Annotated in this window: 21 protein-coding genes; 4 read left to right on the forward strand and 17 right to left on the reverse strand. The window is 70.3% G+C overall.

Annotated features, from left to right (window positions below):
* Positions 1-555: 555 nt before the first annotated feature.
* The 7 genes from gdhA to LAO51_05305 all read right to left on the reverse strand — a co-directional run bounded on the left by gdhA (position 556) and on the right by LAO51_05305 (position 9,032).
* Entirely contained in the window at positions 556-1,917 is a 1,362-nt protein-coding gene (gene gdhA / locus LAO51_05275; protein MBZ5638156.1) for an NADP-specific glutamate dehydrogenase, read from the reverse strand.
* A gap of 148 nt (positions 1,918-2,065) precedes the next feature.
* Complete coding sequence (locus LAO51_05280) at positions 2,066-2,719, reverse strand: response regulator transcription factor (GenBank protein ID MBZ5638157.1); 654 nt, start codon at positions 2,717-2,719, stop codon at positions 2,066-2,068.
* A gap of 52 nt (positions 2,720-2,771) precedes the next feature.
* Entirely contained in the window at positions 2,772-4,526 is a 1,755-nt protein-coding gene (locus tag LAO51_05285; protein MBZ5638158.1) for an alkaline phosphatase family protein, read from the reverse strand.
* A 16-nt stretch (positions 4,527-4,542) separates the two neighbouring features.
* On the reverse strand, positions 4,543-5,568 hold the full coding sequence (locus LAO51_05290; protein ID MBZ5638159.1) for a rhomboid family intramembrane serine protease: 1,026 nt from the start codon (positions 5,566-5,568) through the stop codon (positions 4,543-4,545).
* 52 nt (positions 5,569-5,620) lie between these two features.
* Complete coding sequence (locus LAO51_05295; GenBank protein MBZ5638160.1) at positions 5,621-6,049, reverse strand: hypothetical protein; 429 nt, start codon at positions 6,047-6,049, stop codon at positions 5,621-5,623.
* Positions 6,046-8,148, reverse strand: coding sequence for a hypothetical protein (locus tag LAO51_05300; protein MBZ5638161.1), 2,103 nt, complete (start codon positions 8,146-8,148; stop codon positions 6,046-6,048). Before LAO51_05300 ends, LAO51_05295 begins: the two co-directional genes overlap by 4 nt.
* Before the next feature lie 110 nt (positions 8,149-8,258).
* The gene (locus LAO51_05305; GenBank protein ID MBZ5638162.1) at positions 8,259-9,032 is read right to left on the reverse strand and encodes an SDR family NAD(P)-dependent oxidoreductase; all 774 of its coding nucleotides are present in this window, start codon (positions 9,030-9,032) and stop codon (positions 8,259-8,261) included.
* 128 nt (positions 9,033-9,160) lie between these two features.
* Between LAO51_05305 and LAO51_05310 the strand changes: the two genes are divergently transcribed.
* Both LAO51_05310 and LAO51_05315 read left to right on the forward strand, forming a co-directional pair.
* Positions 9,161-9,661 carry a hypothetical protein gene (locus LAO51_05310; GenBank protein MBZ5638163.1) on the forward strand — a complete coding sequence of 167 codons (501 nt, stop codon included), beginning with the start codon at positions 9,161-9,163 and terminating at the stop codon, positions 9,659-9,661.
* Complete coding sequence (locus LAO51_05315) at positions 9,661-11,787, forward strand: hypothetical protein (protein ID MBZ5638164.1); 2,127 nt, start codon at positions 9,661-9,663, stop codon at positions 11,785-11,787. The genes LAO51_05310 and LAO51_05315 overlap by 1 nt, the downstream gene beginning before the upstream one ends.
* Before the next feature lie 145 nt (positions 11,788-11,932).
* Here LAO51_05315 and hemG read toward each other — a convergent pair whose 3' ends face one another.
* Both hemG and LAO51_05325 read right to left on the reverse strand, forming a co-directional pair.
* A complete protein-coding gene (gene hemG, locus LAO51_05320; GenBank protein MBZ5638165.1) occupies positions 11,933-13,345 on the reverse strand; it encodes a protoporphyrinogen oxidase in 1,413 nt (470 codons plus the stop codon).
* 161 nt (positions 13,346-13,506) lie between these two features.
* Positions 13,507-13,653, reverse strand: coding sequence for a hypothetical protein (locus tag LAO51_05325; protein MBZ5638166.1), 147 nt, complete (start codon positions 13,651-13,653; stop codon positions 13,507-13,509).
* Between the two features lie 181 nt (positions 13,654-13,834).
* Here LAO51_05325 and LAO51_05330 point away from each other — a divergent pair, with 181 nt between their 5' ends.
* The gene (locus tag LAO51_05330) at positions 13,835-14,794 is read left to right on the forward strand and encodes a rubrerythrin (GenBank protein MBZ5638167.1); all 960 of its coding nucleotides are present in this window, start codon (positions 13,835-13,837) and stop codon (positions 14,792-14,794) included.
* Positions 14,795-14,799: 5 nt separating this feature from the next.
* On the opposite strand, the gene hemN is transcribed toward LAO51_05330, so the two are convergent.
* The 7 genes from hemN to LAO51_05365 form a co-directional block, all read right to left on the reverse strand.
* Positions 14,800-16,194, reverse strand: a complete 1,395-nt coding sequence (hemN, locus tag LAO51_05335) for an oxygen-independent coproporphyrinogen III oxidase (protein MBZ5638168.1) — start codon at positions 16,192-16,194, stop codon at positions 14,800-14,802.
* Positions 16,191-17,225 (reverse strand): uroporphyrinogen decarboxylase, encoded by a 1,035-nt coding sequence (gene hemE / locus LAO51_05340; GenBank protein MBZ5638169.1) that lies wholly within the window; start codon positions 17,223-17,225, stop codon positions 16,191-16,193. Before hemE ends, hemN begins: the two co-directional genes overlap by 4 nt.
* A 109-nt stretch (positions 17,226-17,334) precedes the next feature.
* Positions 17,335-17,538, reverse strand: coding sequence for a hypothetical protein (locus tag LAO51_05345; GenBank protein MBZ5638170.1), 204 nt, complete (start codon positions 17,536-17,538; stop codon positions 17,335-17,337).
* Complete coding sequence (locus LAO51_05350; GenBank protein MBZ5638171.1) at positions 17,531-18,046, reverse strand: nucleotidyltransferase; 516 nt, start codon at positions 18,044-18,046, stop codon at positions 17,531-17,533. The genes LAO51_05345 and LAO51_05350 overlap by 8 nt, the downstream gene beginning before the upstream one ends.
* Positions 18,047-18,214: 168 nt before the next feature.
* A complete protein-coding gene (locus LAO51_05355; GenBank protein MBZ5638172.1) occupies positions 18,215-19,000 on the reverse strand; it encodes an SDR family oxidoreductase in 786 nt (261 codons plus the stop codon).
* Between the two features lie 3 nt (positions 19,001-19,003).
* A complete protein-coding gene (locus LAO51_05360; GenBank protein MBZ5638173.1) occupies positions 19,004-20,167 on the reverse strand; it encodes an acyl-CoA dehydrogenase in 1,164 nt (387 codons plus the stop codon).
* Positions 20,168-20,267: 100 nt separating this feature from the next.
* Positions 20,268-21,521, reverse strand: coding sequence for a hypothetical protein (locus tag LAO51_05365; protein MBZ5638174.1), 1,254 nt, complete (start codon positions 21,519-21,521; stop codon positions 20,268-20,270).
* A 153-nt stretch (positions 21,522-21,674) separates the two neighbouring features.
* Here LAO51_05365 and tpx point away from each other — a divergent pair, with 153 nt between their 5' ends.
* Positions 21,675-22,175, forward strand: a complete 501-nt coding sequence (gene tpx, locus LAO51_05370) for a thiol peroxidase (GenBank protein MBZ5638175.1) — start codon at positions 21,675-21,677, stop codon at positions 22,173-22,175.
* A gap of 155 nt (positions 22,176-22,330) precedes the next feature.
* On the opposite strand, the gene LAO51_05375 is transcribed toward tpx, so the two are convergent.
* Complete coding sequence (locus LAO51_05375; GenBank protein ID MBZ5638176.1) at positions 22,331-23,206, reverse strand: NAD-dependent epimerase/dehydratase family protein; 876 nt, start codon at positions 23,204-23,206, stop codon at positions 22,331-22,333.
* Positions 23,207-23,246 lie beyond the last annotated feature (40 nt).

The following is a 23,246-nucleotide window of genomic DNA, read 5'->3' on the forward strand; positions in this document are numbered from 1 at the left end:
TCGAAGGCTTCTGCCCTCTCGGTGACGATTACGCGTGCGGCGGCACCTTCCGCCAAGTGGCCCGCCGGAACGACGTATTCACGGAAGAAGGGTTTGGAGGTACCAGCCCCGAGGCACAGCGTTGCTGCGAACAGCACGGAGGCACCAAGGGGGGCGCGGGTCTTTCTCATGTCTGCCCAACTTGTCTTTCGGGCCAACTTCGTTATCACGTAAAACCGGTCACCTTTCTGGTTTTATGCGCATAGCCGACAACCTCCGGCGCGACCCAGCCGTCCTCACCGCTGCTCGCGCCGCAGCCTCCGCTTCGGGCCGCGAGCCGCCCGTGGCACCGGTCTACGCCGAACCTCCTGATTATGCAAGGCCTCCCCCGACCGCGTCTCCGGCGCGGTCCGACGGGCTCCTCACCTTTGAAGATACGCTACGGCCGGTCGTTCCGGCGCTCGGTCCATGCCCATCGTGCGGGCCGGACGCCGCGGGGCGGGGGAGGGCAGGGCGAAAACAAAACGGCGCGGGAGGATCGTTCCCCCCGCGCCGCAGGAACGACAGGAACGCGGGCTAGACGAGCCCCTGGTCCATCATCGCGTTGGCGACCTTCAGGAAGCCGGCGATGTTGGCGCCATTCACGTAGTTGCCGGCCGTGCCGTACGTCCTCGCGGTCTCGTAGCACGCGCTGTGGATGCTCTTCATGATGCCGTGCAGCTTCGCGTCCACTTCCTCGCGGCTCCAGGCCAGGCGCATGCTGTTCTGCGACATCTCGAGGCCGGAGGTGGCGACGCCGCCGGCGTTCGCGGCCTTGCCGGGGCCGTAAAGGATCTTGGCGGCGATGAACTGGTTGACGCCTTCGATCGTGGTGGGCATGTTCGCGCCTTCGGACACCACGTAGACGCCGTTCTTCAGGAGGTTCCCGGCGTCCTTCCCGTTGATCTCGTTCTGGGTGGCGCTGGGGAACGCGCACTGGGCCTTGTGGTTCCAGAGCGGGTTGAAGTCCTGCTTCGGGTCCACCGGGGTGTACACGGTGCCCTTGAACTTGTCGGCGTACTCCTTCATCCGGCCGCGGCGGACGTTCTTGAGGTCCATGACGAACGCCAGCTTCTCCGGGGTGATGCCGGCCTCGTCCAGGATGTAGCCGCCGGAGTCGGAGAGGGTGACGGGCTTCGCGCCGAGCTGCAGGAGCTTCTCGACGGTGTACTGGGCCACGTTGCCGCTGCCGGACACCAGGCAGGTCTTGCCCTGGAGGGTCTCCTTCCGGGTGGCGAGCATCTCGGCGGCGAAGTAGACGGCGCCGTAGCCGGTGGCCTCGGGCCGGATCAAAGAGCCGCCCCAGCTCAGGCCCTTCCCGGTCAGGACGCCGGTGAACTCGTTCCGCAGCTTCTTGTACATCCCGAACAGGTAGCCGATCTCACGGCCGCCGACCCCGATGTCGCCGGCGGGGACGTCGGTGTCCGGGCCGATGTGGCGGTAGAGCTCGCTCATGAACGCCTGGCAGAACCGCATGACCTCGTTGTCGCTCTTTCCCTTGGGGTCGAAGTCGGAGCCGCCCTTGCCGCCGCCCATCGGCAGCGTGGTCAGGGCGTTCTTGAACACCTGCTCGAACGCCAGGAACTTGAGGATGCCGAGGTTCACCGACGGGTGGAACCTCAGGCCGCCCTTGTACGGGCCGATCGCGCTGTTCATCTCGATGCGGAACCCGCGGTTCACCTGGTAGTTCCCCTGGTCGTCCTGCCACGGTACACGGAACATGAGCAGGCGCTCCGGCTCGATGATCCTCTCGAGGATCTTCGCCGAGCGGTACTCGGGGTGCCGGTCCATCACGAGCGCGAGGGACTCGACGACCTCCTGCACGGCCTGGTGGAACTCCGGCTCCGCCGGGTTCTTCGCCTTGACCCCGGCCATCAACGACTGGACGTAATCCGCCATGGGGCTCTCCCTCCGATCTGCCGCCGCCCCACGGGGCGACGGGATCACATTGAACGAGAAGCCTAGGGCACCGCGTGGCGTAGCAGTATAGAGACTTCCACGCGAGGCGCCTCCGTAGAATCCGGTAGTAAAAACGGCAATTAAGGTCTCAGAGGTCGATGAGCTGGTTCCGGATGCAGTACTTGACGATGTCCGCGACGTTTCGGGCGTCGAGCTTCCGCATGATCGAGGCGCGGTGGGTCTCGGCGGTCCTGACGCTGATGTTGAGGGCGGCGGCCGCTTCCTTCGTGGAGTAGCCGTCCGCGAGGAGGCAGGCGAGCTCCCGCTCGCGAGGTGTCACGATACCCCCGGGCTTCTGTCGCTCGATCAGCGGCATGACGTACTCGTCCACCCTCTCGCGCTCCTCCGCCCCGGTGACGTAGTAGTCGCCGTGGGCGGCGTGGCGGATGCTCTCGACCAAGGTGTCGAGACCGCAGTCCTTGAGCAGGTAGCCCCGGGCTCCCGCCTCGAACGCCTGCCTCCGGTACCCCTCGCTTCGATGGGCCGTGAGGAAGACGATCTCGGTGCGGGGATGCGACCTCGTGATCCTGCGGGCGGCCTCGATCCCGTCCATCCCCGGCATCACGATGTCGAGGACGACCACGTCCGGATCGAGGTCGAGCACCTTGTCCACGGCCGCGGCGCCGTCGGCCGCCTCCCCCACCACCTCGAGCCCCTCGACCGATCCCAGGAGGCGCACCAGCCCCTGGCGCAGGATGGCGTGGTCGTCGGCGACGAGGATGCGGATCGGGCGTGGCGCCATGAGCGGCGGTAGTCTAGCGCAAAGGGAGGGGCCGGGACGTCTCGCGCGGCCCTCAGGGGCCCGCCCGCCGGGCCGCGATCGCGGTGTCCCGGGCGGCGGGTCCGGCCGCGCGGAGCGGAGGGATGAACCCGCGAACGGGCTCGCCGGAGCGGACCACGGGGAGCGGGCGGCCGTCCAGCGACGCGAGGTAATCCGGATCGGCGACGAGGCCGAGGAGGTCGAGGAAGGTCGGCAGGAGGTCGATCAGCCTCGACCCGGCGAGCGAGGCGCCGGCGCGGACCCTCGGCCCCGACAGGAGGAGCGCCGTCTCGATCGAATCCTGCCGGAGGCCCCCGTGGTCCCCCTGGGAGTGGCGGAGGAACGACCAGCCGGGGGCGGACGTGAGCACGAGGTCCCCCTGGGTCGGTCCCGAGGCGCAACCCTTGAGGATCAGCGGAACCGCCGCGGGATACGTCGTCGCCTCGCTGGCGAGGTGCCACTCGTCGAAGCCGTGGAAGGCGATCGGGTCCACCGGGCCGTCGAGGGAGCCGTCCACGACCTGGACCAGCCGGGACGCCGCGGGGTCGGCGAGGTACCCCAGGGGATCCTCACCCGGCCCGGGTCCGACCAGGTACGCGAAGGTCCGGGACCCTCCGTCCCCGTCCTCGACGAGGACCGCGCGCCGTTTCCCTTCCGCGCGAAGCTCGAGCCGGTCGCCGGCGAGACGTCTGACGACGAACTCGACCCCGGGGACCGCGGCCAGCTGTCGGGCGATCGACTCGGTCTCCGACCCGCTCGCGGGTCCGGTGGCCCAGGTCTCGCCGGCCCGCCTCAGGTACACCTGGGTGACGTTCGACCCGCCGGGGGCCAGCACCACGTCCGGCCGGGCCGCCCACTTGCGCGACAGCTTCTCGCGCACCGCGACCTGGAACACCGTGCCCATGTCCACGACCTTGAGCCCCTGCCGCTTCAGGACGCCGGGGAGGTCCACGAATCGCCGGCTCGATTCCATCCCGTGATCGCCGAAGATCGCGATCGTGGTGTCGTCGAGGTAGGACCCGCCGCCGGGCAGGGGATACCGCTTCATCCAATCGAGGAGCTCGCTCTCGAGCAGCCGGTCCAGGTGAACGAGCGCGTCCTCGTACCGCTTCGACTCGGGCGACCGCAGGTGGCCGGCCAGGTCCACCGAGTTGAACATCAGGAACGCGGCGCGCGGGGGCATCCCGCGGACCTCCACCATCCTGCGGAACTGCCGGAGGAGCGACCGGTCCGGGTTGTAGACGGGGAGGTGGAGCGCCTCGAGGATGCCGCCCCAGACCAGCTCGCGCTTCGAGGAGAAGCTGACGCTGCTCTCGAACCGGCCCTCGAACAGGCTGTAGCTGGTCTCGCCGCGGGAGTCGAGGAGGGTGAACAGCGTCGGCGTGCCGTCATCCCAGGCGGCCGGCTCGAGGCTGTACCGGCGCGCGGACCCCGATGACCGGTCGAACGCGTGGATCGCGCGGGGCATCGAGGTCGTGCGGTCCGCGTACCTGCCGGTGAGGAACTCCGGCACGGACGGGGCCGTGGACGACGGGAACGAGGCGAGGGCGCGCCCGAGGGTGGACGCGCGGCCCTTCACGAGCCGCTCGATGGCCGGCAGCCGTCCCTCGGCCAGGAGCCTCTCGAACACGTCGGCCCGGAGCCCATCCACGCAGAGCACGAGGAGGCGTGGGCGCTGGCCCGCATCCGCAGCGTCGTCCGCGTGGGCAACGGACAAGGCCGGAATCGTGAGAAGCGCCGCGAGAATCGCCGGAAGGCCGCGCAAGGACCTCGCGCCGTGACCGCTCATCGTCTCGCTCGCCCCTTCACGAAGCCCGGAGCAGCCTCAGCGCGTCGGCTCCGTGTCGTGCCATCATGAAGAACGCCCCGAGCAGCAGCAGCAAGGCGGCCAGCGCGAGGCCCTCCCACAATACCGCGGTGGCGCGATTCCGGAAAGGCCCCGGGGGCACGACGAGCCCGAGGAGACACCCTCCGGCGAAGCCGCCGGCGTGGGAGAGGAAGTCGACGCCCGGGAGCAGGCTGAAAATGAAGACGTAGATCGCGTACCTCCCGATCGCGGAGCGGAGGTTCTGGCCGAACACGCCGCCGCGCCGGAAGCCGTACACGAGGAGGAGCCCCATCAGGCCCAGGATCGCGCTCGACGCGCCGACCGTGGGGCGCGTTCCCAGGAGCTGGCTCGCCAGGTTGCCGGTGATCCCGGTGACCAGATACACCAGGAAGAACCGCTCGGTGCCGTACTCCTCCTCGACGAGCGGGCCGAGCTGCAGGAGCACCATCGAATTGAACCCGATGTGCAGCAGCCCGCCATGGAGGAAGATCGGCGTCACGAGGCGCCACCACTCGCCGAGCTTGAAGGTCAGCGGGCCGAATCCCGCGCCGTAGCGGAGAAGGGTCGCGATGTCGAGGCTGATCACCCGGGAGGCGCCGGCCGTCGCCCCATCCACGGCCGCGGCCGGCGCGAGGACCGAAAGGAGGAAGAGTAGGCCGTTCACGAGGAAGATCGCGCCGGTCGCCGCCGTCGCCCCGGGAAGCACGTTGGCGACGATGCGGCCGACGCCGGGCGCCCTGACGCTCGCGAGGCCGGCGCCGCACTCGGTGCACGTCCACGCAGACTTCGGCACGAGCGCCCGGCAAGACGGGCACATCTTGAACCGTCCCCGGGCGGACCGGGCGATCACGGCCGTGCGGAGCCCGGCCTCGCCGAGGTCCCGGCGCCGCGCGTTCCACCGCCATCTGAGGCGGGTCCCGTTCAAGCCGAGGGCATCGAGCCCCCTCGCGAGAAGGTCCACAAGCCGGTCGAGCAGCCCCGTTCCCGAATCGCCTTCGTCCAACTCCCTCTCCGTCTCGTCCTCTCCGGTCCGCCGCAAAGCCGCACGCGCCATTCTACAGGCGAAGCCGCAGGAGTACCGACGCGGCCGCGGCGCAGAGGAGCAGCGCGGCGGCGAACGAGCAAGCGGGCCTGGGCTTTCCCGAGAGCCCGGCGAGGAGCCCCGCCGCCCCGGCCCCGATCGCGGCGGCGAGCCCGGCTGCGAAGAGCCAGGTGAGCGTCTCGTCGCCTCCGAGCAGCGTCCCGCGGGCGGCCGGCGGCATCCGCAGGAGGAGGACCAGGACCGAGGGAATCTCGAGGAGCGTCCCGGCCGCCATAGAGAGTCCCGCGCGCCGGGCGAGCGCACGCGATTCCGCGACGAGACCGCGGCGCTCCAGGGCACCGGAGTAGAGAAGGAGCGCGGAGGCGACCGCCGCGATCGCCGCAGCGCAGCCCAGGGCCGCGATCGCGGCGGGATGGAACGTCAGCCCGACGCCAGCGGTCAAGGCGGATCGGCTCCCGCCGGCACCGGCGGCGGGGCGGCGGGAGCTGCCGGAGCCGGCGCCTCGGGCGCGGCCACCGCGAACCTGCGCTCGGAGCGGGCCAGCTCCCGATCGCCCGCGAGGAGGCGCACCTCGTACCTGAACTCGCCGGGACCCAAGATCCTGGCCGGGACCACGTCGCGGATCTGCGCGCACGGATCGCCTTCGAGGTCGAGATCCTGTGGGTCGAAGGAGACCGGCGACTCGCCGAGGAGCCGGCGCTCCGCGCGAAGCGGCCCCTTCTGGTCGCGACCGCGGCAGACCAGGGTCACGAACGCCGTCGGAAGCTCCGCGCCGAGCGGCTCCGCCTCGCCTCGCGCCAACGGGCCCCGCAGCTGGATCGCGCCGTTGCGCCGGAACATCGCGCCCGCGGGCTGCATCACCGCGATCGGCCCGACGGCTGCGGGAACGTCCCGAAGGTCCGGCCAGCCCCCCTCCGCCTGGCGGGACGAGATCTGGTCGGTCGACAGCTCGTGAGCGACGGCGACGATCTCGAAGGCACCCGGGGCGAAGCGCATCTCCCGCTCGAGCACGAGGGGGACGCCGGCCGACGCCACCTCGAGCCTTGCTGAGACGTCCTCCCGGACCTGGCCCTGCGAGACCACCGATGCGCCCAGGTCCCAGCTGGACTTCGGGTAGCGCGACGGCGGCACGTGGAGCTGCACCAGCGCGGCGAATTTCCCGTCGCTGAAGCCGGTGGGGATCACCTGGACCCCGATCGGGACGTCGGAGCGCGTCGCCTCGGGGGTGGAGAACGCGGCGAGGAGCCGTGAGGTGAGCCTCGACGACTCGCTCTGGATCACGAGCCGCCCCCGCGCCTGCACCGTGACGCCGGCCTTCTTGACCTGGACCCGGACCGGCAGGGGCTCGTCCACCGGGAAATCGCCGGGATCGAAGCTGACCAGGAACACGCACGAGAGGTCGTCGAGGACCCTCGTCGCGATCTTCGCGGCGGAGACCCCGTTGAGGAACGCGTGGCCGCCGGTCTCGAGTGCCATGGCCGAGAGGGTGTCCTGGGACTCGCGGATCCGCACCGACGACGGCAGGCTCGCGTTGTTCGCATGATACGATCCGGCGAACCCGGACCCCTGGGACATCGAGAGGCTGACGAGCCCCTGGGCCTCGATCGGGTAGAACCGGATCCCGTGGGCCGAGGCCTCGTTGATGATCCGGTCCATGCTCAGCGAGCCGAACCGGGCGTCGGACTCGAGGAGCGGTCCGGAATCCGATTGCTGGACCCGCTCGTTGAACAGGCTGAGGTAGTGGCCTCCCGGCCTCGCCCGCATCGTGTCGGCGAAGTAGAACACCGCCTTCGGCGGGTCCGCGTCCGCCAGGGCGCCCATCACCATGCTCAAGCGGTTCAGCGCCTTCTGCATCTCCCAGGACTCCTCGAGCTGGTAGAACCGGGCGCGGCCGATCGCCTGGTGCACCCCTCCCATCGGGTCCTCGAGAATCTGGAGCACCTCCTCCACTCGCTTCTCCTCGAGCGTCGAGTAGGGGCTCCACTGGGTCTTGTCCTTCTCGAGGCGGCTCAGCGCTCCGAGGAGCGCGGCGGGATCGGACGTGAGCGGGGCGACGGTCTTGAGCTCCCTCGAGCTGCTGACGATCATCCCGCGGGATTCGCCCACGATCACCTTCGGGATGATCTCCCGGGCCAGGTCGAGCGCGCGCTGCCTTCCCGCCATGGTGAGGTGCGGCTGGTCGTAGTAGAAGAGGTAGGTCGCCGGCTGCGACCGGACCGGAATGGTCGTCGCGACCCGCGGCGCCACTGCGGCGGCGACCGGCTCTTCCCTCCCGGCCGGCGCGGTCGGCTGACAGACCCGATCCACGAACACGCTCGGGATCCGCCGCCGGAGCACCGATACGACGAAGTCGTCCGGGCCCAGCGACGCGATGATCTCCGGCTTTCCGGACACGGTCACGTCCACCTGGGCGAGGTGGGTGCCGGCCTTCTCCACGAGCCCGATGTCCTTGGGCTTCCCGGCCTCGCCCTTGCCCACCGACGTGGCCGCCGGGAGGAGGACGATGAGCGCCAGGATCGCGAGGCGCGCGGAGTTCCTCATCGAGGGGCCTCCAGGTCGAGGATGCCGTCCCTACCTGTACTCGCCCGGAGGTCACGGGTCAAGGCGCCCGGGCCGGAACGGGAGCCTCCGCGGTTGCCGTGCGGCAACCGTCAACCCCTCCGGTGAACGCTCGTCACCGACGCCTGGTCCGTGGGGAGAACGACCATCTCGGCGATCTGCACGTGATCCGGCCGGGTCGCCGCGAACACCACCGCATCGGCCACGTCCGCGCCGGACAGGGGAGTGACCCCGCGGTAGACCGTGGCGGCGCGTGCGCGATCCCCGTGGAAGCGGACGTCGCTGAACTCGGTCAGGACCATCCCCGGGTCCACGGTGGTCACGCGGACGCCGGTGCCGAGGAGGTCGAGCCTCAACCCGTCGGTCAGGGCGCGCACCGCGGCCTTCGTCGCGCAGTAGACGTTCCCGCCCGGGTAGACCTCCCGTCCCGCGATGGAGCCGACGTGCACCACGATCCCCCTCCCGCGCGCGACCATGAGCGGGACCACCGCCCGGTCCACGTGGAGCAGCCCCTTGACGTTGGTGTCGATCATCTCGTTCCAGTCGTCGAGGCGTCCCTCGTGCAGCTTGTCGAGGCCGCGGGAGAGGCCCGCGTTGTTCACCAGGACCTCCACGTCCTTGAACGGCGCGGGAAGGCCGGCGACCGCGGCCTCGACCGCGACCGCGTCCCGCGTGTCGAGTCGAAGCACCCGCACGTCGGCGGCGCCCGCCTCGCGGAGCGCCGGCGCCTCCGCCTCGATCCTCTCGGCGCGCCGGGCCGCGAGGAGCAACATCGCCCCTTCCCTCGCGAACGCCTGGGCGCAAGCGGCGCCGATCCCGCTGCTGGCTCCGGTGATGAAGACGACCTTTCCCCCGAGTCTCGACATGCGCCGCCTCCCGCGAACGTGGAGCCCGGTCACAGATTACCCGATTACCCCTGGCGCGTCCGCTCGCCGGCCGGCCCTGCTTGTCGTGCGGCGAGACATGCGGTACATAAGACGGAAGGAGCAGGCGAATGAAAGCCACTTGGAGATTCACGGTCGCATGCGCTCTGGCGCTCGCGGCGTCCCGTCTCGCGTCCCCGGCGCTGGCCGCGTCCCCCGAGGGGCGCTGGCGTCTCGTGGAGCAGCGCTACGAGGCGGGGACCGCCAACGTGATGGCCGACGAGTCGCCGCTGCACCTCGAGCTCACCATCGAGTCCGGCCGGCTCGTCGGGCGGATCTGGGCGGGGGACGACCCCTCCTCCGCCGTCCCCTGGCCGGCCTTCTCCTCGAAAGCGGGCTCCCTCGCCACCGACGTCCTGGAGAGGAGCGCGGACCCGCTCCTCGGCCTCGCGGCGGCTCGCTACAGGGTCCAGCCGTCGCCGGGCGACGACCTCGTGCTCGTCGTGACCGAGAGCTACCAGGTCTCGAAGGACGGCTCTGCGCTCGAGGGGACGCTGCACGTGAAGTTCACAGGGGGCGACCGCAACCGCGGTGGCTACACGCTCCACCGGCGCTTCGAGAGGGAGAAGTGATGTCCCGGGGCCGGTGGTTCGCGCTCCTCGGTGCGCTCCTCGCGGCGGCGCTCCCGGCCGGCGCGCAGACGATCTCGGGGCACGCATTCGAGGACCGCAACGGCAACGGGATCGAGGATCCAGGCGAGCCGGTCCTCTCCGGCGTACCGTTCGAGATCTACGGGACCCGTGACGCCGGCGGGGCCTACGACCTGACCTCGAGCAGCGGAGCGGACGGGGCGTTTTCGTTCTCGCCGGGGAGCGGCTGCTACCTGCTGCTCCCGGGCGACCCGGCCGGGTGGCGCCTCACGGGGGCCAGGGACGATTCGTTCGTCAAGACGACGCCGGGGTACGCCCAGCCGGTCGGCCAGCCCCGGTTCGCGAAGATGAACCAGGGGATCCCGAATCTCAAGGCGGGGCGGATCCGGTTCACGGCGATGGGCGACAGCATCGCCTACAACTGGAATTCCTGCTTCGACACCACGTCGTTCTGGTACAGCAAGCAGATCCAGTCGCGGCTCCAATGCGTCGCCCCGGCGGCATCGGTGACCCTCGACCAGGCGGCGGTCAAGGGGCAGCACACCGACGACCTGCTGGTGGACGACACCGCGGACCTCAACAACGTGTTCCGCGTGATCGAGATCCAGCCGCAGTACGTCACGATCTCGATGATCGGGAACGATCTCTTGGGCGTCGATCCCGCGGGGACGCCGACCCAGGCCCAGGTCGACACGGCGCTGGCCGAGGTGCTGGACTCGCGCCAGAACCTCCAGGAGATCCTCTCGACGCTGACCTCCGAGATCCCGGGGGCTGACGTCGCGCTCAACACGCTCTACGACAACCTCGCCTACAACTGCTACACGGGCTCGCCGTCGGTGTTCCATCGGCAGTGGCTCCCGATCGTGGACCGGATCCTGCGAGACCTGGCGTGGGGCCAGACTCGGCGGGCCTCGATCAACGAGATCGCCGCGGACTTCGCCCACGAGGACCAGGCCGGCACCTGCTTCGGCTTCGACGGCCTGATCTGCCGCGACATCTTCCAGACCGACAACATCCACCCGAAGGCCACCGGCTACCAGATCGTCCGCGAGAAACTCTGGGAGGCCGACGGCGGCTTCAACCTGGGGAGCAAGGACGCGCTGGGTAGGACGTCGATCGCCAACGACTTCGGATTCCTGCGGCGGATCCGACGCCTGCTCCCGACCGCCTGGGCCACCTCGAACGGCGCCTCGGTCGCGAGCCCCACCGCCGCCTTCGACGACCAGGACGGCGGCGCACCGGCGCAGATCGGCCTCGGCATCGGCAGCGAGGAGCTCCGGCTGTCGGGGTTCCCCTCCTGGTACGACGAGGACCAGATCGTCCGCGTGATCGCCGGCGTCCGCTACCGGACCACCGGGACCGTGACCGACGACTTCTACCGGATGGAGGCCTCCACGACAGGGCAGTTCCGCCCGGCCCCGGGGCACGCCTACATGCCGACCGATTGGAACTACTACACGCCGATCGTGGGCGGCGGCGGTCCCAACCAGCCCCAGGAGAATCCCGACTACCCGACCGAGAAGCTCCTGGCGCGCCCGAACGTCGCGACGTACCGCGAGGTGTCGGCGACCCTCAGCAAGAACCCGGTGCTCCCGCAGGGCGCGTCCGATTACCAGTGGCCGCCCGTGAGCCAGGCCGATCTTTCGACCGCGGCGATCCGGGTGGTGTCGGCCCCCGTCGCGCTGACCGCGGGGAACGACAACTACCAGGTCGAGCTGGATGCAGCGTGGCTCGACGTCTACGGGTGGCAGAAGACGCGGCCGGCGGAGGTCGCGAGCCTCCGGATCTCCCGCCTCGCGGACGGCACCCTCGGGATCTCGTTCGACCCGCTACCCGGCGCAGAGCGGTACAACGCGTACGTCGGGAGGATGACGACACTCCTCGCGGGGTCCTACGACCACGGGAGCCCGGCCCCGGCGGGGCCGTTCTGCGCCGCCACGACCGCCGACGCGGGAGGGGGTCGGCTCCAGATCTCGGTGACGCCGGCGCAGCAGCCCTTAGCGGACCTCTACTTCCTGGTCACGGCCCACGTGGACGACGTGGAATCACCCGCCGGAACCCGCGGGGACGGCTCCGAGATCGACCGCTCCCAGTCGATCTGCATGTGAGGGGCACTGGGATCCGGTAGGAATGCGGGGGCGGGGCGGGCTCCGAAGGTCTACGCAATCGTCAGCGGATGCCGCCCGTCTGCGCGCCCCCACGCGCAAGATAGCAGAGCGCTACATGCCATATGGGGCCGCAACTGTCTGTAATTCACGACGCGCGCGCGACACGGGAGACGGCGTCGATCACCGCGTCCGCGACCCGCGGCGCTTCGTCCACGCAGGCGTTCACGGAGATGCCGCGGTACGAGTTGCCGCACGCGAAGAGGCCCGGGTGACCCGCGAGGCGGCGCTCGACGGTCTTAAGACGGGCCATGTGGCCGAGCACGTACTGCGGGATGCCGCGCGGCTGCCTCAAGATCCTGACGAAGCGGGGCGCGGCGTCGATCCCCATCGCGCGGGCGAGGTCGCGGCGCACGATCTCGATCAGCCGGCCGTCGGGAAGCGTCACCGCCTCCGGATCGTGCGCCCCGCCGACCATCGACGTGAGCAGCACCTTGCCGGCCGGCGCGCGGCCGGGGAAGATGCTCGACGACCACAGCGTGCCGAGGATGCGCGGCCCCTCGCCGCGCGGCGCCAGGAAGCCGAAGCCGTGTGGCCGCCGGGCCAGGTCCTTGTCGTCGAAGCCGAAATGGGCGACGGCCACCGACGCCGACGGAATGCCGGCGAGTGCTTCGGCCAGCTCCGCGTCGAGGCCGGACGCGATCTCGGCGGCGAACCACGCGGGGCACGCCAGGACCACCGCGGCCGCGTCGAACGGCTCGCCCTCCCGCAGGAACACCCGGAAGCGGCGCTCGCTCGCCTCGACGACGCGGACGACCCGCGAGCGAAGCCTGAGCGCGGGCCCCGCGGCGCGGGCCAGCGCCCCGATCAGCTCCTCGAGGCCGTCGCGGAAGGACGTGAGGATGCCGCCGGGCCCCGCGGGCCCTCCGGACCTCGCGCCGACCCCCTTCTCTTTCCTGCGGGCGAGCATCGCGCGCACGAGCCCGCCGTGGTCGGCCTCCATCCGCCACATCTTGGGAAAGGTCGCCTGCAGCGACAGCGCCCTGACGTCGCCGGCGTAGATGCCGCTCACCATGGCATCCACGAGGACGCGCGCGGACTCGGACCCGATCCTCCTGGCCACGAAGTCGTGAACCGACTCCTCGGAAGGGTCGCGGCGGGCGGGCACGAGCGGCTCCAGGAGGATACGGAGCCTGCCGGGAACGGAGAGGACATCGGACGTCAGGAAGGACAGGGCGCCGGATGGCAGCTTGCGGAGCCGGCCCCCGCGGTAGATGTACCGGATCGCCGCGGATGGATCGGACCGGAGGAGCCGGTCCTCGATCCCGAGCCTCCGAACCAGCTCGAGGGTCGCCGGGACGTTGTCGAGGAAGCCGTTGGGTCCCCACTCGCACGTGAACCCGTCCACCCGGTCGGAGCGGATGTTCCCGCCGGGGCGGACTTCCGCCTCGAGGCACACGATCTCGATCCCGCCCGGGACGCGGGGGGCCCGCTCACCGATCTCGTACGCGACCGCGAGTCCCGCGACCCCGCCCCCGACGATGACCACTTTCTGGGGCATTTCCGCTCCTCGTGAAAGCAGGGAAGGATATCGGGAGCCCGAGGCGGGGCGCAACGACGCGCGCGCCCACCGATCCGGGGACAAGAGCGGGCCCGGGGATTGAAAAAGAAAGAGGGGGCGACGAGCCCCCCCAGAGTACGAACTCTCGCGAGATCCGGCGCTCAGTTCTCTACGGCGCCGATCTCCTTGCAGGGGCAGGTGCACATCAGGGACGTGCTGGACGAGGTGGAGCAGCCTCCCGGCTTCCGCCCCTTCTCCAGCTCCTCGACCTCGAGGTTGAGCCTGATCGTCTTCCTGGTCTCGTTCATTCCTTCCTCCTCTCGGTGCGCCCTCTACCTCTTCCCGGCGTCCGCGCGGGTGAGGTTGATCTTGTACGCCGGAACGGCGCCGGCGGCAAGGAGCCGTGTCGCGCGGGAGGCGGATTCCCGTGACTCGGCCGTCCGTACGGTGTTAACCTCCGCGCCCAGGAACCGACCGGAGGGCGCGCCCATGAAACGGCGATTCAAGGACCTGTCGGCGGGCGAGGTGCTGGCGCTCGCGATCTCGCTCGAGGAGGAGGACGCGCGGATCTTCCAGGAGTTCGCGAGGATCTTGAGGTCCAACTACCCGAAGGCGGCGACCAGGCTCGACGCGATGCGGGCCGAGGAGGACGCGCACCGCCACCGGCTGATCGACCTGCACCGGGCCCGGTTCGGCGAGGAGATCCCGCTGGTGCGGGCCCAGGACGTGAAGGGGTTCGTCCGCCGGGACCCCATCTCGGCGCTCCGGCAGCCCGGGGTCGAGGAGATCCGGAAGCGCGTCGCGCTCATGGAGCTCGAGACCGCCCGCTTCTACGCCAAGGCCGCCGAGCAGGCCAAGGACGCCGGGATGCGCCAGCTTCTCGGCGACCTCGCGGAGGAAGAGCGGCGCCACGAGGCGGAGTCCTCGATGTTCCACCCGAGCCGCCAGCCCACGTCGGAGCGCGAGGAGGAGACGCGCACGGCGCGGCAGCTGTTCGTGCTCCAGGTCGTTCAGCCCGGACTCGCCGGCCTCATGGACGGCTCGGTGTCCACCTTGGCGCCGCTGTTCGCCGCCGCGTTCGCGACCCAGAAGAGCTGGGACGCGTTCCTCGTGGGAATGGCCGCCGCGGTGGGGGCGGGGATCAGCATGGGGTTCGCGGAGGCGCTGTCCGACGACGGATCGCTGACCGGGCGGGGGCGGCCGTGGCTCCGCGGGCTCATCTGCGGCCTCATGACCTTCGTGGGAGGGCTCGGCCACGCGCTGCCGTACCTGATCCCCGCGTTCTGGGTGGCCACCTCGATCGCTTCGGTCATCGTCGTGGTCGAGCTGATCTCGATCGCGTGGATCAGGAACCGCTACATGGATACCCCGTTCCTCCAGGCGGCCTTCCAGGTGGTCGTCGGCGGGGTGCTGGTGTTCGTCGCCGGGATGCTGATCGGGTCGGCGTAGACCGGTCAGACCGTTCGCGAGAACACCGGCTTGTCGGTCTTCTTCGTGCGAAGGTAGCGGTCGAAGACCATGGCGATGTTGCGGACGAACAGGCGGCCGTTGCCGACGACTTCCAGGTGGCCGGGGTGCACCTCGAGGAAGCCGTGGCTCACCGGGCCGTCCGGGGCGGTCAGCTCCGCCAGCTCCACCTCGAAGTAGCGCGCGAAGTCGATGCCGAACGCCCGCTCGACCTCGCCGCGGTCGAGGTAGAAGTTGCACATCAGGCGGGTGATCACGTCGCGCCGGATCAAGTCGTCGGCGTCGAGGCGGTAGCCGCGCTCCACCGGGAGCTTCCCGGCGTCCAGGGCTTCGTAGTAGGCCGAGAGCTTCTTCACGTTCTGGGCGAAGGCGCCGCGGACGTCACCGATGGACGACACGCCGACGCCGACCATGTCGCTCCCCATCCTGACCGTGTACCCCATGAAGTTCCGGAACAGGCGACGCTTCCTGACCGCCTTGGCCAGCTCGTCGTCCGGGAGCGCGAAGTGGTCCATGCCGATCTGGACGTACCCCGCCGAGAGGAACCGCTCCCGCGCGATGCAGAACAGGTGGAGCTTCGCCTCGGGCGACGGCAGCTGCGAGGTGTCGATCCGCTTCTGGTTGGCCTTGATCCACGGGACGTAGGCGTACGAGTACACCGCGACCCGGTCCGGCGTGAGGTCGAGGACCACGTCCATGTTCCGGTCGAACGCCTCGGGGGTTTGGAGGGGCAGGCCGTAGATCAGGTCGAGGTTGATCGAGTGGAAGCCGAGCTTCCGGCAATACTCGAAGTGGTCCCGGGTCTCGCGCTCGGTCTGGTTCCGGTTGATCGCCTCCTGGACCTCCGGGGTGAAGTCCTGGACCCCCATCGAGATCCGGTTGAAGCCCAGCGCCTTCAGCAAGTCCATCTGCTCGTGGCTCGTGACCCTGGGATCGGTCTCGATGGCGACCTCGGCGTCCGGGTCGATCCTAAAGTGCTCCACGACCTTCCGCTGGAGCGCCTCGATCTCGGCTGGGCTCAGGTAGGTCGGCGTCCCGCCGCCCCAGTGGTATTGCGAGAGCCGCCGGCGGGAGGGAAGCCGCTCGGCCAGGGCGTCGACCTCGCGGTGGAGGTAGCGGAGGTACTCCGCCTCGACCTCGCGCTTCCGCGTGATCACCACGTTGCACCCGCAGAACGAGCAGCGCTCCTCGCAGAAGGGGAGGTGGACGTAGAGCGACAACGGCTCATCGCCGGCGGCGTTCGCGGCCGCCAAGCTCGCGCGGTAGTCCCCCTCGCCGTAGCTCTCGTTGAACTCCACCGCGGTGGGGTACGACGTGTACCTCGGCCCCGGCCGGTCGTACTTCTTCAGGAGGTCGAGGGTCACCTCGGCGCCGCCGCTCATCGTTTCCACTCCCGGACCGGGGCGCTCCGGACCGCGTCGACCAACGCCTGGGCGTGCTCGACCGGCGTCTCCGGCAGGATTCCGTGCCCGAGGTTGAACACGTGACCGGGCGCCGCGGACCCTTCCGCCACGATCCGCCGCGCGCGCTCCTCGATCGCGGGGGGTGGCGCCAGGAGCACCGACGGGTCGAGGTTCCCCTGCAGCGCGAGCGCGGGGCCGAGGCGGCGCGACCCCTCCGCCAGCGGCGTCCGCCAGTCGAGGCCGACGACGTCCGCCCCGCACTCCCGGATCTCGTCGAGCAGGTGCGAAGCGTCCAGCGCGAAGTAGATCCGCGGCACCCCGGCGTGGCGGAGGGAGTCGAGGACCCGCCGCGCGTAGCGCAGGGCGAACTCCCGGTAGTCGACCGGGTCGAGGAGCCCCGCCCAGGTGTCGAAGATCTGGATGGCCTGGGCACCCGCGCGCGCCTGCGCCAGGAGATACGTCTCGAGCGTGGCCGTGCACTTCTCGAGGAGGGCGTGCGCGACCGCCGGCTCGGCGTAGATCAGCCGCTTCAGGTGCTCGAAGTTCTTCGAGCCGCCCCCCTCGACGAGGTAGGCGGCGAGGGTGAACGGGGCGGCGCCGAAGCCGATCAGCGGCACGCGCCCCTCGAGCTCGCGCCTGAGGATCCGGATCGTCTCGTAGACGAACGGGACCGCTTCCTCGGGATCGGGGACCCGGAGGCGCGCGACGTCGTCCGCGCGGCGGACCGGGGGCTCGAGCACCGGGCCCGGGTTGAACTTGATCGTGAGTCCCATCGGCTCCGCCGGCACCAGGATGTCGGAGAACAGGATCGCCGCGTCCACCCCGAGGCGGTCGATCGGCTGGATCGTCACCTCCGCGGCCAGCTCCGGCGTCTTGCAGAGGGTGACGAAGTCGACCTTCGCGCGCACCGCCCGGTACTCCGGAAGGTAGCGCCCCGCCTGCCGCATCATCCAGATCGGTGTGCGCTCCACCGGCTGCCGGCGGCAGGCCCTGAGGAACAGGTCGTTCAACGGTCGGGCTCCTCTCGGGGCGGGGAGTCGGTTTCGCGGAACGGGCCTCGTACCCGGATTACGCTACCGGACGTCGGGTTCCATCGCAAGACGAGGGGCGAACGCCGGATCAGCGGATCGGGTCGACGGGTCGCCCAAGACGCGCGCGCCCGAGCAGACGCCGCATCTCCTCCATCGTCTCCTCGAGCCAGCGCACGCGCTGGGCCGGCGTCAGCGAAAGACCGATCCTCGCCTGCCGGCGGCGGTGACCGTCGTAGCCGCGGTCGAATCCGTCCTGGGGGTCGGTGGCCGGCTCCCGGCCGTCGTCAGGCATGCTCGCCACCCCTGTCGGAGGCGTCCCTCAGCGCTTCCAGCGCCCTGATGTCTTCCTGATCGACGGGGCGGCCGGCCTGGCGCTTCAACGCGATCAGATCGTCAAGGGCCATGACCACCGCCTCCGTCCGCTCGAGCGGGACGCGCAGGGCCCGCGAGTAGACGTCCTCGAAGTTGAAGGGCAGCACGGCGAAAAGGTCCAGCTCGAGTGTCGGGAACCGGCTGCTCCAGAGGGAGAAGACGGTCAGGCCTTGCTCACGGACCCAACGACTCCGGGTCTCCTCGTCTGCGAAAGACTCGGCCGAGACCGGCGCTCTGGGTCGGTAGCCCAATTCCGACAGCGCCCGCACGGCACGCAGGACGTTCTCCGTGTCGAGTCGCAGGGCCAGGTCCAGGTCGGCGGTCGTACGGAGATGCCCGTGGAGGACGACCGCCACTCCGCCCGCGATCACATACCGGACCTGCGCGTCGTTCAGCGCCTGAAGGACGTGTTCGATGTCACCGACCATGCGGGTATTCTAGCGGCAATGGTGTCTTCTTGAAGTAACTTCGGGATCGGACGGCAGTCCTCTGCCATCCGATCCCGAAGTTGCCGGGGGGCCGGGGGTGGAACCCCCGGAAGGGCACGGCATCTCTGGAGCAGCCGGGGGTGGAACCCCCGGATGCTCGCTGCAGTCCTACATCTGCCCCCTGATCGTTCCCCCATCCACCGGGAAGAACATACCGGTGACCGCGGCCGCCTGGGCCGAGCACAGATAGGCGATGGCTGCGGCGACCTCGTCGGGCTCCACCAGCCGGCGGATTGGAAGGCCGTCCCCGAGCGTGCGCGCGAGCTCGTCGTCGTCCGCCTCCGGGCTCCGGAAACGTCCGAGCTCGAGGATGCGGCCGGTCCGGGCGGGGCCGGGCCCGACGACGTTCACCGTGATCCCGGAAGGGGCCAGCTCGGCGGCGAGGGCCTTGACGAGCGCCGCGGCCGCGGGACGGATCGAGTTCGAGAGGATGAGCGAGTCCACCGGCTGCCTCACGCTCACACTCTGAATCGAGACGATCCGTCCCCAGAGCGACTCCTTCATGGCCGGGAGCGCCGCCCTGACCAGGTGGTGGAGCGGGCCGACGATCGCGGCGAACGCCTCGACCCAGTCGTTCCAGGCGAAGTCGCCGAACCGGCCGGGACGCGGACCGCCGACGTTGGCCACGAGGATCTCGACCGGCCCGAGGCGGGCGGAGACCTCGCTCACGAGATTCCCCGCCTGCTCGGGATCGGCCGCGTCCGCGGGCAGCGCGAGGACCTCGGCGCCGGTCGCGGCGCAGATCTCCTCCGCGGCGGCCTTGAGCCGTTCGGGTCGGCGCGCGGCGATGGCGATCTCGGCCCCCTCGCCGGCGAGGGCACGAGCGGCGGCGAGGCCGAGCCCCTCGCTCGCGCCGGTGATGAGGGCGACCTTTCCACGGATCCCCAGGTCCACGGCTCAACCCGCCAGGATCATCTTGCCGATGGTCTGGAGCTGCATGAACGAGGTGCCCTCGTAGATCTTCCCGATCTTCGCGTCGCGGTAGTACTTCTCCACGGGGTACTCGACGGTGTACCCGTACCCGCCGAACACCTCGACGGCCGCGGACGTCACTCGCTCGGCCGCGTCGCTGGAAAAGAGCTTCGCCATGGCGGCCTCCTTGACGAAGGGACGCCCGGCCTCCTTGAGCCGCGCCGCGTTGTACACGAGCAGGCGCGCCGCCTCGAGGTGCGTCGCCGCGTCCGCGATCGCGAACTGGATCGCCTGGAATTCGCCGATCTTCTTCCCGAACTGCTCTCGCTCCGTCGCGTACTTGGCCGCGGCCTCGATCGCGCCGCGCGCGAGGCCGACCATCTGCGCGCCGATCCCGATCCTCCCCTCGTTCAGGGTCTCGATGGCGATCTTGTACCCCTTGCCGACCTCGCCGACGACCCGGTCCGCGGGAATCCGGCAGTTGTCCAGGAGGAGCTCGCAGGTGCTCGAGGCGCGGATGCCCAGTTTGTGCTCGCGCTTGCCGACGGCGAACCCCGGGTCGTCCCGCCTCACCACGAACGCCGTGATCCCGCGGTATCCCTTCGAGGGGTCCGCGTTCGCGAAGATCAGGAACAGCCCGGCTTCGCCGGCGCTGGTGATCCAGAGCTTCCGGCCGTTCAGGACCCAGCCGCCGTCCTTCGGCTCGGCGCGGGTCTTGAGCGCGAACGCGTCGGACCCGGAGCCGGCCTCCGAGAGGGCGTAGGCGCAGACGGTCCCGGTGGCGGCGTTCCCCAGGAATTCCCTCTTCTGCGCCTCGGTCGCCCAGCGGAGGATCGCGTTGATGAACAGCGTGTTCTGGACGTCCACCAGGACGCCCACCGCGGCGTCCACGCGAGAGACCTCCTCGACCGCGAGGATGGACTGGAAGAAGGTCCCGCCGGAGCCGCCGTAGGCCTCCGGGATCTCGATCCCCATCAGGCCCATCTCGAACAGCTTGGGGACCAGGCCGTCGTCGTAGCATCGAGCCTCGTCCATCGCCTGGACGCGCGGCCGGATCTCGGCGTCCGCGAAGTCGCGCACGGCGTCGCGGAACATCTCCTCCTCCTCGGACAGGACGGTGAGCGGAAGTCGGGCGGTGTCGGTGGTCATCCTTCCTCCAGGACGCTCTCCGCGTTCGCTTTCCCGTGAATGGCCCCATTATGCCGCGAGCGGCGCCTGTTTGGAAGGCCCTCTCGCCGGCATCGGCCGGTCATCCCGCGGCGGTCCCGCCGAGGAGCAGCGTCTCCTCGCCGTAGATCTGAGGCGGGAAGAGGAGCGGGATCAGGTCGCGGAGGAACTGGCGCCGCTTGTAGGCGGTGTGGCTGGCGAAGTGCTCGTCGTGGAGCGTCCTCAGGTACGCCCCGATCGTGTAGATCTGGATCTCCACCGGGAACAGGTACGGCGACGGGTCCGCCGGATCCTCCGCGAGGACGTCCACGATCGATTTCAGGACCTCGAAGCCGCTGGACGAGCTGGGGCCGAGCCGCTCGCGGTCCCGCCGTCCGGAAAGCGTGTCCACGCGGTCGCGCCACCTCAAGGGGCCCCCGAGGACCGAGAGGAGCCTCCGCTCGAGGGCGTACGCCTGCCGCCTTTCGCCGACGATGAACATGGCGCCCAGCATGTCCTCGACGGCGGAGGGGTGGGCGAGCCCACGCCGGATCATCTTGCTCAGGATCGAGCCTCCGCGCCCGCCCAGCGCCGGCCATCGCGCCTCCTCGGCCAGCGCGAGGAGGCCGTCCTCACCCTCGGTCGGGGGCGCGAGGTTCGCCTCGCGCTTGAACCGGGACCGGTAGTGGAACACCTCGATTGAGCCCTCGCCCTCCGAGGGCCGGAGCCGCCGGAGGTGAAACCCGTAGCATCGCGCGCCGGGGGCGGGGGAGATCCCGACCTCGAATCGCTCCGACCCGTCCTTGTCCCGCGACAGCCGGCAGCAGATCTCGACCTCCGCTCCCTCCTCCATTCCGCTCCAGAGGCCTTCCGACAGGGCGCTCTCGAAGCACTGCCGGTGGTGCGGGCCGTCGTGGACCGAACGGCAATGCTCGATGTCGAAGAGGAGCTTCCCGAGGTAGAGCTTCCGCTGGGCCTCGTAGCGGACCCTCGCGTCGGTCCCTTCGAACACCGCGTGAAAGAGATCGATCATCGCGTTGAGCCGGCGGGTCCTGGCCAGAGGCTCCAGGTGGCGCGACAGGGAGTCGGGGACCAGGCGGAGGAGATCGTCGAGGTAGAGGTCCGCGTCGCGATAGTGCGCCGCCATCGCCAGGGGTACCTGGGACGCGCTCCCGGCGGGACGGGCGTAGGAGGCGACCATGCGTCCCGAGGCGTCCGGCTCCCGGAGGAGCTTGCGCCAGACCGAGAGCCACACCCGCGCGAGCCCCGGATCGTGGCTCGGCAGGCGGGGATCGAGCAGCGGGTGGGTCCGGTAGGCCTGAGGGACCTCGGGGGACCGGGCCGCGGCCTGGACCATCGCCTACCCTCCACCGCGTCGACCTTAGCGCCTCGCCGGGAGCGCCGTCAACACGGCGGATCCTGCGTCCGCCCGCGAGTTCGTGGTACGCTCCAAGATTCACGATGGACGACGAGGGCGATGGCATCGCCCCATGCGAAAAGGAGAGGCAGCATGGCGACCGTGACGCTGAAGGGAAACCCGATCCACACCAGCGGCAGCCTGCCGGCGGTGGGTAGCAAGGCTCCGGATTTCCGGCTGGCCGGCGGCGACCTCAAGGACGTCTCCCTGGCTTCGTTCAAGGGAAAAAAGAAGGTGCTGAACATCGTTCCCAGCCTCGACACTTCGGTCTGCGCCACCTCGACCCGCAAGTTCAACGAGACGGCGGGGAGCCACCCGAACGCGGTGGTGCTGATCGTGTCCGCCGACCTCCCGTTCGCGGCGGGGCGGTTCTGCACCGCCGAGGGGCTCAAGAACGTGGTGCCGCTCTCCCTGATGCGCGGGCGGCAGTTCGCGAAGGACTACGGCGTCCTGATCACCGACGGGCCTCTCGAGGGGATCACGGCGCGCGCGGTGGTCGTGCTCGACGAGAGCGACAAGGTCGTGCACACCGAGCTGGTCCCGGAGATCGGCCAGGAGCCGAATTACGACGCGGCACTCGCGGCGCTGAAATAAGGAGCGTGTCGCCAGCACCGGCGCGGGTCGCTCAGCGCGGCGACGGGGATCAGAACGACCCTGAACGCGTTGGGGATGTGGGCGGAGGCCCATTCGTAGAGGCGATCGAGCGGGGCGTTCACCTGCCGACCTCCTGGAGCGCCCCGCGGTTGCGCTCAGCCGCGGTCCGCGGGGAGGAACGGAGCGAGCCCGTCGAGGAACGACGGCCGGGCGAGGGTGATCTTGAGCTCCTCGCGGGTCCTTTCGCCGAGGATCCTGCGGTTCGCGCCGCGGCGGCCGTCGTCGGCCCGCGCGCCGTCCTCGGGGAGCCGGCCCGGCGGTATCCCGAGCCGCGAGGCGATCGCGGCGACGACGTCGCGGCGGCGGGCGGGGTGGGCGTCGGTCGCGTGGTAGATCGCGCCCGAGCGTCCCCGGTCCATCGCCGCGATCACGGTCGCCACCGCGTCGTCGACATGGCACCAGTTCATCCAGGCGTCGTCGCCGGGACCGAGGGCGAGGACGAAGGTGCGGACCCTTTCGATGACCCCGGTGCGTCCGGGGCCGTAGAGACCCGAGAGTCGGACGATGCGGGTGGGTACACCCGTCCGGGCCGCGTCGAGCACGAGCCGCTCCGCCTCCGCGAGCACCTCCGCGGTGGGTCCGGCCGGAGCGGGCGGTGTCATCTCGTCGACGTCGCTGCCGTCTCGCTGCCCGAAGACCCCGGTGGAGCCGGTGTACACGAAGGCCTGAAGCGCAAGGCGTCTCGATGCCTCGAGGAGGTTGCCCGTCGCCTCGACGTAGGCGGAGCGGTAGGCCTCCACCGAATCGCCGCGCGCCGACTGGCAGGCGACGATCGCCTCGACGCTGACGGGAATCGCGCGCACGGAGTGCCAGTCCGCGAGGTCCAGGAACAGCGGCTCGATGCCGAGGCCGCGAAGCTCGGGTCCGGCCGAGGCCGTGCGGCGCACGCCGGTCACCCGGTCTCCGCGCGCGACGAGCGCGCGCCCGAGAGCCATCCCGAGCCACCCGCATCCAGCGACCAGGACGTGCATCGGAATGAGGGTACCACGCTCGCGGCGTGACGGAACCGCC

This window comes from Terriglobia bacterium (genome assembly GCA_020073205.1).
In the GTDB taxonomy this organism is placed as follows: domain Bacteria; phylum Acidobacteriota; class Polarisedimenticolia; order Polarisedimenticolales; family JAIQFR01; genus JAIQFR01.